Source organism: Streptomyces sp. NPDC002076 (assembly GCF_053593835.1).
In genome coordinates this window covers 32,506-44,695 of record NZ_JBSFDI010000024.1, presented here as the reverse complement: position 1 = coordinate 44,695, position 12,190 = coordinate 32,506, and the positions used below count along the sequence as shown (strand labels likewise).

Annotated in this window: 10 protein-coding genes; 7 read left to right on the top strand and 3 right to left on the bottom strand. The window is 70.2% G+C overall.

Features of this window, described 5'->3' with window-relative positions:
- Window positions 1-66 precede the first annotated feature (66 nt).
- Window positions 67-807 (bottom strand): AfsR/SARP family transcriptional regulator, encoded by a 741-nt coding sequence (locus ACWCQS_RS36785; protein ID WP_451008593.1) that lies wholly within the window; start codon window positions 805-807, stop codon window positions 67-69.
- Window positions 808-1,248: 441 nt separating this feature from the next.
- Between ACWCQS_RS36785 and ACWCQS_RS36780 the strand changes: the two genes are divergently transcribed.
- From ACWCQS_RS36780 to ACWCQS_RS36760, 5 genes are read left to right on the top strand one after another with little or no spacing between them, the layout of a single operon-like run.
- The gene (locus ACWCQS_RS36780; protein ID WP_451008505.1) at window positions 1,249-2,265 is read left to right on the top strand and encodes a GlxA family transcriptional regulator; all 1,017 of its coding nucleotides are present in this window, start codon (window positions 1,249-1,251) and stop codon (window positions 2,263-2,265) included.
- A complete protein-coding gene (locus ACWCQS_RS36775; RefSeq protein ID WP_451008504.1) occupies window positions 2,262-4,013 on the top strand; it encodes a thiamine pyrophosphate-binding protein in 1,752 nt (583 codons plus the stop codon). The genes ACWCQS_RS36780 and ACWCQS_RS36775 overlap by 4 nt, the downstream gene beginning before the upstream one ends.
- Complete coding sequence (locus ACWCQS_RS36770; protein ID WP_451008503.1) at window positions 3,985-4,638, top strand: SRPBCC family protein; 654 nt, start codon at window positions 3,985-3,987, stop codon at window positions 4,636-4,638. The genes ACWCQS_RS36775 and ACWCQS_RS36770 overlap by 29 nt, the downstream gene beginning before the upstream one ends.
- Window positions 4,635-5,654 (top strand): 3-oxoacyl-ACP synthase III family protein, encoded by a 1,020-nt coding sequence (locus tag ACWCQS_RS36765; protein ID WP_451008502.1) that lies wholly within the window; start codon window positions 4,635-4,637, stop codon window positions 5,652-5,654. The genes ACWCQS_RS36770 and ACWCQS_RS36765 overlap by 4 nt, the downstream gene beginning before the upstream one ends.
- A 3-nt stretch (window positions 5,655-5,657) precedes the next feature.
- Window positions 5,658-6,671: a histidinol-phosphate transaminase gene (locus tag ACWCQS_RS36760; RefSeq protein WP_451008501.1), complete on the top strand. Its 1,014-nt coding sequence runs from the start codon at window positions 5,658-5,660 to the stop codon at window positions 6,669-6,671.
- A 28-nt stretch (window positions 6,672-6,699) separates the two neighbouring features.
- Here the strand turns inward: ACWCQS_RS36760 and ACWCQS_RS36755 are convergent, their stop codons facing one another.
- Window positions 6,700-7,503 carry an SDR family NAD(P)-dependent oxidoreductase gene (locus ACWCQS_RS36755; protein WP_451008500.1) on the bottom strand — a complete coding sequence of 268 codons (804 nt, stop codon included), beginning with the start codon at window positions 7,501-7,503 and terminating at the stop codon, window positions 6,700-6,702.
- Window positions 7,500-8,507 carry an NADP-dependent oxidoreductase gene (locus tag ACWCQS_RS36750; protein WP_451008499.1) on the bottom strand — a complete coding sequence of 336 codons (1,008 nt, stop codon included), beginning with the start codon at window positions 8,505-8,507 and terminating at the stop codon, window positions 7,500-7,502. Before ACWCQS_RS36750 ends, ACWCQS_RS36755 begins: the two co-directional genes overlap by 4 nt.
- Before the next feature lie 222 nt (window positions 8,508-8,729).
- Here ACWCQS_RS36750 and ACWCQS_RS36745 point away from each other — a divergent pair, with 222 nt between their 5' ends.
- Window positions 8,730-10,439, top strand: coding sequence for a sensor histidine kinase (locus tag ACWCQS_RS36745; protein WP_451008592.1), 1,710 nt, complete (start codon window positions 8,730-8,732; stop codon window positions 10,437-10,439).
- Window positions 10,440-10,912: 473 nt separating this feature from the next.
- Entirely contained in the window at window positions 10,913-12,154 is a 1,242-nt protein-coding gene (locus tag ACWCQS_RS36740; protein ID WP_451008498.1) for a SpoIIE family protein phosphatase, read from the top strand.
- Window positions 12,155-12,190: the final 36 nt, after the last annotated feature.

The window sequence follows — 12,190 nt, the reverse complement described above, 5'->3', positions numbered from 1 at the left end:
TGAGGGCGTCCGGGAATGTCCCGCTCGACGCTACGGACGCACCGTCAGCCCGGCGTCACGCTGACGTCACCCACCTGGGAAGACGGCGACCCCGTGGCGGGCCAACAGGTGCGCGAACTGAGGGGAAGGCTCCACTCCCAGCTCCTCCCGGAGCAACCGCCGGAACGAGTGATAGTGACGGACCGCCTCGCTGACGTTGCCCTCGGCGAGATGTGCGGACACGGCGGCGCGGTTCGCGCTCTCCCGCAGCGGTTCCGTACGCACGCTCTCCCACGCCGCCTCGAGCGCGAGCGCCGGCTTCCCCTCTCGTACGAGCGTCTCGGCCAGCGCATCGAGGGCGTGCAGCCGCAGCTGCCGCAGGCGTTCGCGCTCCAGCAGGACCCACTCCTCGTCCCAGCCCGGCAGCAGGTCTTCTCCGCCCAGCAGCCCCGGGGGGAACTGCGTGGGGGGCGGAGGGCTGCCGCCCTGTACGACACGGAGTGCCGTCTCGGTGAAGGCATGCACGTCGACGCGCAGGGTCGAGGCCGGCACGAGCGAGTCCCCGCTGCACCGGATCAGCGGCTGATCACAGTGCGGAAGCTTCCACAAGGTGGTGCGCAGGCTGCCCCGGGCGTGGTTTTCGGTGACCTCGGGCCACAGCGTTCCGGCAAGGACCGAACGGGAGACGCGCCGCCGCAGCGCGACGAACGCCAGCAGGCGCTGGCCATTGCGGCACAGTTCGACGGGTTCGGCATCGCATTCCAGCCGGAAATGGCCCAGCAATCGCAATTCCGGACGAGAAACCACCTTGATCGCCTCGCTCACCATCACCCGGGTGAGCGCGCCCCGGGAGGGCACGGAAGCCTCTGACCACCAGTTTCAGCCGGTGCGACCAGACCGTGCAACCTGGCGACCGGCGCGTGTTCCCGTCTCCATGACTCAGGTGGCAAGAATCCGCAACCGGAGTGACCATGAAGGAGAGGTGAGCGGCGTCTCCGTCAGGTCCTTGATGGACCACCGGTAACCCGGCCCCGGTCCGCAGGACGAGGACGTCGCGCAGAGTCCGTTCCGGATGGTGTGCCCGGCGGACGCCCGGCGACAGCGGCGCAGCCGCGCCGGCGTCCTGTGAGCTGCCTCACCCATCGCCGCCCACTCGGCGCGCGAACTGCCTCACCAGCGCCCCGCGTACCCGTGCGACGCCGCTTGTTGGCCGGATACGTCACTAATCTGTCATTGCAGCCAGTACGGCATCCGATACAGGCTGTGACTGTGTTGGATCGACGAGTTGTTGTCGTGGTGTACGCGGGCGCGATGGCCCTGGACATCACCGGACCGATTGAAGTGTTCGATACGGCGAACCGGCTCCTGGGCGCTTCGGGCACCCCCTACCGGACCGAGTTCATCTCCGCCGACGCACCACTGGTACGCATGAGTTCGGGGGTGGTGGTGGAGGCCTCGCCGCTGGAGGCGGGACAGGGCCCGATCGACACGCTCCTCGTGCCGGGCGGATGGAGTCTCAACGAGGCGCTGCGGGACCAGTCGCTCGTGTCCTGGATCGGCAAGGCAGCGGCCCGCTCGCGCCGGGTCGCCTCCGTATGCGGCGGTTCCTTTCTGCTGGCCGAGGCGGGCCTCCTCGACGGCAGGCGCGCCACCACGCACTGGGCGTACAGCGAGGCGATGGCGTGCCGCTATCCGGATGTGACGGTGGACGCCGAGCCGATCTTCGTCTGGGACGGCCCCTTCGTGACCTCCGCGGGCGTGTCGACGGGCATCGACATGGCGCTGGCTCTGGTGGAGGCCGATCACGGATCGGCGCTCGCTCTGGAGACGGCACGGTTTCTGGTGCTGTTCCTCAAGCGACATGGAGGACAGTCCCAGTACAGCGCCGTCCTCGACGCCCAGTTGGCCGACCATCCGCCGATCCGGGCGGCACAGGAGTGGATCCTGGAGCACCTGGACAGTCCGCTGCCCGTGGCCGACATCGCGCGGCAGGCCAACATGAGTCAGCGCAACTTCGCCCGGGTCTTCCGGCGCGAGGTGGGCACGACACCCGGCCAGTACGTCGAGCGGACGCGTATCGCCCGCGCGCGCGAACTACTGGAGACCACAGACCTGACGACCAGCCAGATAGCCGGCCGCTGCGGATTCGCCACTACGGAGACGTTCTTCCGCTCCTTCGGACGAACCCTGGGGCTCACCCCCAAGGAATACCGGCACCGCTTTCAGGTCGTCTCGCCAGCCGGCCTCATCGAACGGAACCACGAGCGGGAGGGGAGCCCCGCATGACCCCCACGACCTCGGAATTACGCGAGGCGGAAACGGTACGCGTGGTCGACCACCTGGCCGGGGAACTCGCCACGGCCGGCGTCACCCACATGTTCGGTGTCGGCGGCGCGAACATCGAGGACCTGTTTGACGCGGTGCACCGCGGCGGCACCATCCGCGGCGTCGTCGCGAAACACGAGTTCTCCGCTGTCACCATGGCCGATGGCTACGCACGTACCACCAGGCGCCTCGGCGTCGTTGCCGCCACCTCGGGCGGTGGGGCGATGAATCTCGTACCGGGTCTGGCCGAGGCGTATGCCTCCCGGGTGCCCGTGCTGGCTTTGGTGGGCCAGCCGCCGACCGGCCAGGAAGGGCACGGGGCCTTCCAGGACTCCAGCGGCAAGGCGGGCTCCTTCGACGCAACCGAGGTCTTCGCGCCCGTCTCCCGGTTCTGCGCCCGGGTCGATGACCCGGACTCGCTCACGGAGTTGCTGCCCCGGGCAGTCGCGGCGGCACAGGCCGATCCCCGCGGGCCGGCCGTGCTGTTGCTGCCCAAGGACGTGCAGCAGGCGCGGATCCAGGTGCCCGTCCGCGACACGCCCGCGACACCGGGCGGTCCCGCGACGGCATCCGCGGCACGGCTCGACACCGCTGCCGTCAGGGCCGTTTCGGACGCCCTTCGCGGGGCCGGTCGCGTCCTCGTCATCGCCGGGGAGGATGTTGCCGCCGCCGACGCGCGTGGGGATCTGGCCGAACTGGCCCGATGCCTCGGGGCATGGGTGGCGGTCACCCCGGACGCCAAGGACGTCTTCGACAACCGTGATCCACGGTTCGCAGGCGTGGCGGGGGTGATGGGCCACGCCAATGTCGAGGACTGTCTGCGCCGGGCCGACCTGTGCCTGCTGGTCGGTACCCGGCTGCCGCTCCTGGCACGCGGCGGCCTCGACCGGGCCCTCGCCACCACCGAAGTCGTGTCCCTCGGCCCCGAACCACCCTTCGTGGCAGGCACCGCCCTGGGTGGGAACCTGCGGGACGCGCTGCGCGCGGTGACCCTCCGAATGCCGTCGCGGCCGCGCCCCTGCCCGCCGCACGCCGGCCCCCTTCCCGCACCCACGCCGGGTCCGCTCGTCCAGGCCCGGGAGCACACCGTGCCCCACGCCCAGGCGGTCGCCGCGGTGGAGGCGGCACTCCCTCAGGACGCACACGTCTTCGTGGACGCCGGCAACGCGGGTGCCAGCGCGATCCATCTCCTCCCGGCACCGCGCCACGGCCGGTTCGTGGTGGCGGTCGGCATGGGCGGCATGGGCTACACCTTCGGCGCCGGCATCGGCGCCGCGCTCGCCACCGGCCGGCGCACCTACGTCCTCGCCGGCGACGGGGCCTTCTTCATGCACGGGATGGAAGTGCACACCGCCGTGGAGTACGGCGCACCCGTGACGTTCGTGATCTTCAACAACAACGCCCACGCCATGTGCGCGCTGCGGGAGGAGTTCCTCCAGGGCGGCGTCCGCAGCGACGACCTGTTCGCCCGGAGCGACCTCGCCGCGGGAGTGGCCGCCGCCTTCCCGTCCCTGGAGGCCACGGGTGCCGCCGACGCGGCGCACCTGCGGACGGCACTGCTGCGCAGCAACGCGGGCGGCGGCCCGGCGTTCGTCGCGGTGGCCTGCGACCCACGGGAGATCCCCCCGTTCCTTCCCTTCCAGTCCTTCACCGAAGCCACCGACAGCAAGGAGCGTTCAGATGAGCGAGGAGTCGTCCACGTTGGCTGACATCCCCGGCCTGGTCCGGATCGAGAACGCCGACAAGGAGGAACTGACGGCCCACTGCATGGAGTTGACCCACGCGGTCTACCCCCACCATCAGGTCTACGGGCAGTACTGCACCATCCACGAGTACGTCGACTGCCCCCCGGAGCAGGCCTACGACTACCTGCGCCAGGGGCACCACCTGGAGGAGTGGACCTGCAGTCTGCGGGGCTTCGCGCCCACCCGCACACCGGGGCTGTGGGTCGGTCACGACCGGCTGGAGGACGACACCAGGATCTACTGCAAGGTGGTCGCGAACCCCGAGGCCATGACCGTCGACTACCACTGCTCCTGGGACCAGGGCGAGAAGCTGTGGATGATCTACCTGATGCGGGTCGTCCCGGCCTCGCTGGTCCTCGACAGGCCCGGTTCGGTGATCACCTGGACCAACTGCCGGCACCCCTACTACGACGACAATCCGCATCCCGACCTGGCTCCCCGCCCGGACCGGCCCTGGGTGGGCGACTACTGGGACCTCTTCTACGCGGGGCACACCGTGGAGATGCACAACCTGAAGGCCATCCTGGAACACCGCCACCGGAGCGGCCTGCCGGTCAGCTCGGCTCCGGCGAGGGCGGTGGCGCGGTGACCACGGTCAGTCTCACCGACGTCGCGAGCTATCTGCCCGGCGAGCCGGTCCCCGCGGCGTTCTACACGGAGTTCCCCGGAGCCGAGGACAAGCTCCGCAACCACCCCATGTTCAAGGTCCCGCTGTTACGGCACCACGTAGCCAGGGACGAGACCAACGCGGACATGGTCGAGCGCGCCGTACAGCCCCTGATCGAACGGCACGGCGCGGCGGAGATCCGAGGCGTCGACGTGCTGTTGGTGCACAGCCAGTTGCCGGACCTGCCGTTCGTCGGAGCGGGAACCGAGGTGGCGCGTCGGCTGGGCCTGAACCCGGAGTGGCTCGTCGACGTGGCCAACGCGGGCTGCGCGTCTTTCGTTTACATGGTGAAGCTGGCCCGGCAGATCCTCACCTCCACCGACGCGAGGACCGCGCTGATATGCAACGCGCAGAGCGCGGCCGGGCAGTGGTTCACCCAGTCCGAGGTGCGCAAACTCGCCCAGGCGGCGATCCCGGGCGACGGGTGCGGTGTGGGGTACATGACCACGTCGGCACGGTCGCCGGTCCTCGGCGTGGAGACCCGGCACATCGGCGCGTACGCCGGCGACATGACCGTGGCGGTCGACGACGGTCGCAAGTACTGGGAACCGGGGACGTCCCAGCTGCGGATCGGGTTCACCGACGCAAGCGTCGCCAAGGTCCTGGCCCGTGGGAACCGCCTCGTCCCCGAGGTGGTCACGGAGCTGTGCCGGCGGCTCGGCGTGGCGAGCACCGACATCGACGCCCTCATCACCAACCAGCCCAACCGCACCTTCCTGCGGAACTGGCGAGAGGCGCTGCAACTGCCGGCCGAACGGCACCTGGACACCTTCGACGCATACGGGAATCTGTTCGGAGCGGCGATCCCGGTCACATTGGACCGCGCGATCAGCTCCCGTCAGGTGGCGGACGGCGATCTGATCGTGCTCGGGGGATTCGCCCACGCCGGCGACTTCGCCGGTGCGGTAGCCGTTCGCTGGCACGGCGGGCGGGACTGAGCCATGGACATCCCCGTGCTGCACCGGCTCGCCCTGAACGAGAGCCCCTATCCCCCACTGCCCTCGGTACGCGAGGCCATGCGACGGGCCGTCGCACAGGCCCACCGCTACCCGCAGTTCCACCCCGACGACCTCACCGAGCGGATCGCCGCGTGGTGCGGGGTGCCCTCCGACCGCGTCGCGGTCGGCAGCGGATCGGTCGGCGTGGCCCTCCAGTTGCTCCGGGCAGTGGTCCGGCCCGGCGACACCATGGCCTACGCCTGGCGCACGTTCGACGCCTACCCGCTCCTGGCCGCCATGGTCGGAGCCCAACCGGTCCCCGTGCCCATGTCGCCGGACGGACACCAGGATCTGCGCGCCCTGCTCGCGGCGCTGGACCACCGCACCCGCGTCGTGGTGCTGTGCAATCCGCACAACCCCACCGGAAGTCTCGTCACCGCCGACGCACTGGCGGCGTTCCTTCCTCAGGTCCCGCGCCACGTCACCGTGCTCCTCGACGAGGCGTACATCGAGTTCGCCCGCGACACCGGCCTGCCGGATACCCTCGCGCTCCTGGACGCACACCCCAACCTGCTGGTGCTGCGCACCTTCTCCAAGGCCTACGGCCTCGCCGCCCTGCGGGTCGGCTACGCACTCGGCGCCTCCGGCCTGGTGGAGCGGATCCGTCGACAGCAGTTGCCCTTCGGGATCAACGCGGTGGCGACAGCGGCGGTGAAGGCCTCACTGCGGGCCGAGAGCCAGCTGCGCCAACGCGTGGACACCATCGTCGCCGAACGCGAACGGCTCCGGGGTGAACTCGTGTCCCTCGGCTGGTGCGTACCCCCCAGCCACGCCAATTCCGTCTGGCTCGCCGCGCCCGGTCCGATCGACGAGGGCGCGGCGGCACTCAGCGACGCCGGTGTCCAGGCACGTCACTACCCCGGCGAGGGACTGCGGCTCACCGTCGGCAACCGGAAGGCCAACGACACCGTGCTGACCGCACTGGCGGGACTGCGCGCGCACCACCACCGCCAGTGACGCCCTGAGGCCTGGGGCCTTTCCGTTCTCATGTGCCGACGAGCTTCCCCGGACCGGGGACAGTACGAAAACGGAACGGCTCCGGGTCGCGGCCGGGCTGGATGAACCAGCAATCCCCGGTGCCGTCGCCGGTGACGATCCGCAGCACCGTGTCCGCGACGACCTGGGCCGGGATGATCGGCAGTGACTGCTCGGAGAGCATGTCGCGCAGGGGATCGATGATCCGTGACTCGGCGAACCCGGGGCAGACGGCGTTGAAGCGCACGTTCTCCGGGGCAAGAGCCGGCCCCAGCGAGCGAGCAAGTCCCACGACCGCATGCTTGTTGGCCGCGTACAGGGGGTCGAGCGGCACGGCCGCCAGGCCCGCCAGCGACGAGGTCGCCACGATCACCCCGCCACCGCGGGCCCGCAGTGCCGGCAGCAGCGCATGGGTGCCGAAGACCACGCCGTCGAGGTTGGCTCCCATCGCGCGACGGTAGCGTGCCAGGTCGAAGTCGTCACCGAGGCCGCATCCGGTCGTCACCCCGGCGTTGAGCAACGCGATGTCGACGCCACCGCAGGTCTCCTGGGTGAAGTCCACCAGCGCACGGTTGGCGTCCGGGTCGGAGACGTCACAGGCGCGGAAATGACCGTCCACCATGTCGGCCACCTCCTGGCCGCCCCGCGCGTCGAGGTCCGCGACCACCACGCGCGCCCCCGCCTTCGCCAGCGTCACTGCGGTGGCCCGGCCCAGTCCACTGGCGCCGCCGGTCACGATGGCGACCTTGCCCCGGAGTACCGCGCCGTCCGTCTGCCCCGGCCGGGCTGCGCTGTCCCGCTCGACGGTGGTCATGCCAGCTCCAGGACGAGCTTGCCGACGTTGTCCCCGCGGAAGAGCATCTGCAGTGTCTCCGGGAAGTCGTCCACGCTCCCCCTCACCACGTGTTCCTTCACCTTGATGCGGCCGGCTGCGATCCAGGTGGAGATGTCCTGCGCGGCCTGCGCGTAGCGCTGGGCGTAGTCGAAGACGACGAAGCCCTCCATGCGGGCGCGGCGCACCAGCAGCGAGAGGTAGTTGGACGGGCCCTTGACCGGCGTGGCGTTGTTGTACTGACTGATCGCACCGCAGACCACGACTCGTGCGTGCATCGCCAGTCGCGTCAGGGCCGCGTCGAGGATGTCCCCTCCGACATTGTCGAAGTAGACGTCGATGCCGTCGGGGGCCTCCCGGCGCAGCGCCTTCCTGACGTCTTCGGCGCGGTAGTCGATCGCCGCGTCGAATCCCAGTTCGTCGATGAGCACGGCGCACTTCTCCGGCCCTCCGGCAATGCCGACGACCCTGCAGCCCTTGGCCTTCGCGATCTGGCCGGCGATGCTGCCGACCGCCCCGGCCGCCCCCGACACCACGACGGTCTCGCCGTCCTTCAGTGACCCGACGTCCAGCAGGCCGAAGTAGGCGGTCATGCCGGGCATGCCCAGCGCGCCGAGATACGTGGAGGGCGGGGCGAGGGAGGTGTCGATCTTCATGGCGCCCCTGCCGTCCGAGACCACGTACTCCTGGACGCCGAACATGCCGACCACATGATCGCCCGGCTGGAAGTCGGGGTGGTCCGACGCGGTGACCTCGATGACCGAGCCGGCGCGCATCACCTCCCCGATGCCCACCGGTGGCAGGTAGGAGGGGCGGTCGTCCAGCCAGCCCCGCATCGCCGGGTCCAGGGAGATCACGCGCGTACGGCCCGCGAACCGGCCCGGGCCCGGCTCGTCGACGGGCTCTGAACAGTGCTGCCAGTCCTCGGGTTTGACCTCGCCCACGGGTCGGGCTGCCAGACGGATCCGGCGGTTGGTCGCAGACATCGCGCCTCCTGTCGCTCACGGCTTCGCCGCAGCGTACCGACCAGTAGGTATGTCGAGACATGTGTCGTTCGCCACACAGGGGCGTGAATACATCGTGAGCCGTGCCCGCGCCACCCGCCGGGCGCCGTCGAGCGGATTCGGCTCGTCGGGCATCCTTGGGAAGAATGCCGGGAGACGGTGAGGGGAGCCGTGGTGGACGAACGCGCGCGGGGTTCGCGTGAGATGGAGACGTCCGGGACGTCTCCACAGCTGCGGCTGGACGTACTGCTGGACGACCTGCAGCAGCAGGTGGCTCAGGTGCGGGCGGCCCGGGACCGGGTCCACACGCTGCTCGACGCGGTGCTGGCCGTCGGCTCCGACCTCGACCTGGAGGTGGTGCTGCACCGCATCGTGGAGTCGGCGGTCACCCTGGTCGACGCCCAGTACGGGGCGCTCGGCGTGCTGGGCGAGGAAGGCACGATCAAGCAGTTCGTCACCGTCGGCATCGACGAGGAGGTCATCGCCCGCATCGGACACTACCCGCGCGGCGAAGGCATCCTCGGCCTGCTCATCCGGCACCCGGAGCCGCTGCGCCTGGCCAACCTGGCGGAGCACCCGGCGTCCGCCGGCTTCCCGGACGGGCACCCGCCGATGACCAGCTTCCTCGGCGCCCCCGTCCGGGTGCGCGACCAGGTCTTCGGCAACCTGTACCTGACCAACAAGAAGAGCGGCGCGGAGTTCGACAGCGACGACGAGGCGGTGCTGCGCACGCTGGCCGCCGCGGCCGGCGTGGCGATCGACAACGCCCGGCTGTACGAAGACGCCCACCGCCGGCAGCGATGGCTGGCAGCCAGCAACGAGCTGACCCGCAGCCTCCTGTCCGGCGCGGAGCCCGCCGCGGTGCTGGACTCCTTCACCGCCACGGTGCGCGAAATGGCCGGCGCGGACCTGGTCACCCTGGCGGTGCCGGTCGGCGACAAGGGCGAACTGGTCATCGAGGCCGCCTCGGGAGCGCGGGCCGCAGAGGTCCGCGGGCTGCTGCTGCCCGCCACGGCACTGGCCGCCAAGGTGTACTCGTCCGGGGACACGATCACCAGCAAGGCCGTGAGCGCCGACCCGCGCGCCGAGGGCGGCAGCGCCTCGGTGGTGCAGCTGGGCCCGGCGTTCTTCGTCCCCCTCGGCACCCGGGAGCACGTCCGCGGAGTACTGCAGGTCGCGAACCTGCCCGGCGGCACCCTCTTCACCGATGCCGTGATCGACATGGTCACCGGGTTCGGCAACCAAGCCGCCCTGGCACTCGATGTGGCCGAGCACCGGCGGGACACCGAGCGCATGGTCGTCCTCAACGACCGTGACCGCATTGCCCGGGACCTGCACGACCTGGTCATCCAGCGGCTGTTCGCCGGTGCACTGTCACTCCAGTCCACGCTGGGCCGGGTCTCCGACCGGCCGCAGGTGAGCGAACGCATCCAACGAGTCGTGGACGACCTCGACGACACCATCAAGATCATCCGGTCCACCATCTACGCCCTGCGCGAGCACGATCAGTCCCGTCGCGGCAGCGGGCTGCGCGCCGAGCTGGTTGCGGCCACCGAACGGGCCACCGAGTCGCTCCGCTTCACACCCGCGCTGCGCATGACCGGGCTGCTGGACACGACCGTGTCCGCCGACCAGGCCGAGCAACTGCTGGCCGTACTCGGCGAGACCCTGTCCAACGCCGCCCGGCACGCGCACGCCGGCACCGTCGACGTCACCGTCGAGGTCACCGACACCGAGCTGAAGCTGCGGGTGGCTGACAACGGCCGCGGAATCGACCCGACGGTCACCCGCCGCAGCGGCTTGGCCAACCTGCGCAAGCGCGCGGAGGAGTTGGGCGGCAGGTTCCGCCTCTCCGCGAACCAACCGAGCGGCACTGTTGTCGAGTGGGTCGTCCCGCTCTCCTCGACAGGCTGACGCTTCTTCGCCGCGCCGGCCGGGATCTTGCTTCTGGTGGTCACGCTGATCGTAGGACTGACCGAATCCCGAGTCTGATCGGCTGGTAACGGGCGATCTACGGCTGCACAGCCAGCGCACACACTCGCGCCGGTCACCGCAGCGTCAACCGGCGCGTCAGCCGCAGTCCGCCGAGCCGCAGTCTCCGGATGCGGGAGACGCCCACAGCTGCCACCGTATGGGTGAAGTGGTGGGTCCGTACGGGTCGGCCGGAAGGAGGGAAGCCGTGATCACGGCACAGCCTTCGCTCCTGCGAGAGCTGGTCGCATGATGACCGAGGCGATCAGACGAGGTCAGCGCCTCCTCCGCTGACGGGCTCATGCAGATCGAACGGTGCTTCTCCGACGCTCCGAGGCCATACAAGCCGGGCGTCGTGATCACGACGTCCGGAGTGGGACGGGCGAAAGCCACCGGACGGGAAGGGGAGAGGGCCTGTGACCACGCCGCCGATCGACTACCACGCGCTGTTCGCCGCCATCCCCAGCCCCTACCTGGTGCTGGGCCCCGACCTCGTGATCCTCGACGTCAACGCGGCCTACTGCCGGGCGACCGGCCGCACGCCGGAAGACCTCATCGGGCAGTACCTCTTCGACGCCTTCCCCGACAACCCGGCAGACCCCAACGCCGACGGGGTACAGAACCTCAGCGCCTCCCTGCACCGGGTCCTGCGCACGCAGCAGCCGGACACGATGGCCGTGCAGAAGTACGACATCCCCGCACCCGCCCGCCCTGGAGAATTCGAGGAACGGTGGTGGTCCCCGACCAACACCCCCGTGCTCGGGCCCGACGGCCAGTTGGCATGGATCATCCACCGGGTGGAGGACGTCACCGAGTTCGTGCTCTCCCATCCCGCCCGCACCCACACGGGCCAGGCGCTCAACCAGCGCGAAGCCGTGGAGGCCGAGCTCTACGCGCGGGCGCGGGAACTCCAGATGGTGAACGAGCAGCTGCGGCAGGCCCACGCCCGGGAACGGAAGGTCGCCGTCACCCTCCAGGAGGCGATGATGCAGTCGCCGGACCTGGCCGGGCACCCGGACATAGCGGTGCGCTACCTGCCCGCCGCCAAAGGGCTCAATGTGTGCGGCGACTGGTACGACGTGGTGGACCTGCCCGACGACGCGTTCTCCGTCGCGGTGGGCGACGTGGTCGGCCACGGTCTGGAAGCGGCCGCCGCCATGGGCATGCTGCGCAGCGCCCTGTCCGCCGCCGTACGCGCTCTGCACGAGCCGGCAAAGGCGATGGAGGTCTTGGGTTTGTACGCCCGCTCGGTCGAAGGAGCCCTGGCCACCACCGCGGTCAAAGCCGTCATCGACACCCACCGCCGACACGTCACCTATAGCAGTGCCGGCCACCCGCCACCCGTCCTGGTTCATCCCGACGGCACCTTCGTACTGCTCGACCAGGCCACCGACCCACCCCTGGGAGTCCGCCCGCATCACGTCCCGCGCCCCCAGGCCGCCCTGCCTTACATGCCCGGCGACACCCTCGTCCTCTACACCGACGGGCTCATCGAACGCCGCGACGAGGACATCGACACCGGCCTGAACCGCCTCACCGAGACCCTCACCGACAACCCCCGGCTCAGCCCGGAGCACCTGGCCGACGTCCTTCTGTCCCGCCTCGGCGTCAGCGGCGGCGGACACGACGACATCGCCTTGATCATCGCCCGCCTGTAGCGCTTCCAACAAAAGCCGGAGCACCTCGCGGCAGCG

Excerpts from the sequence above, each read along its gene's own strand:
- ACWCQS_RS36785 (WP_451008593.1), bottom strand. The coding sequence starts at position 807 with ATGGTGAGCGAGGCGATCAAGGTGGTTTCTCGTCCGGAATTGCGATTG.
- ACWCQS_RS36745 (WP_451008592.1), top strand. The coding sequence starts at position 8,730 with ATGGAGACGTCCGGGACGTCTCCACAGCTGCGGCTGGACGTACTGCTG.
- ACWCQS_RS36770 (WP_451008503.1), top strand. The coding sequence starts at position 3,985 with ATGAGCGAGGAGTCGTCCACGTTGGCTGACATCCCCGGCCTGGTCCGG.
- ACWCQS_RS36760 (WP_451008501.1), top strand. The coding sequence starts at position 5,658 with ATGGACATCCCCGTGCTGCACCGGCTCGCCCTGAACGAGAGCCCCTAT.
- ACWCQS_RS36750 (WP_451008499.1), bottom strand. The coding sequence starts at position 8,507 with ATGTCTGCGACCAACCGCCGGATCCGTCTGGCAGCCCGACCCGTGGGC.
- ACWCQS_RS36775 (WP_451008504.1), top strand. The coding sequence starts at position 2,262 with ATGACCCCCACGACCTCGGAATTACGCGAGGCGGAAACGGTACGCGTG.
- ACWCQS_RS36755 (WP_451008500.1), bottom strand. The coding sequence starts at position 7,503 with ATGACCACCGTCGAGCGGGACAGCGCAGCCCGGCCGGGGCAGACGGAC.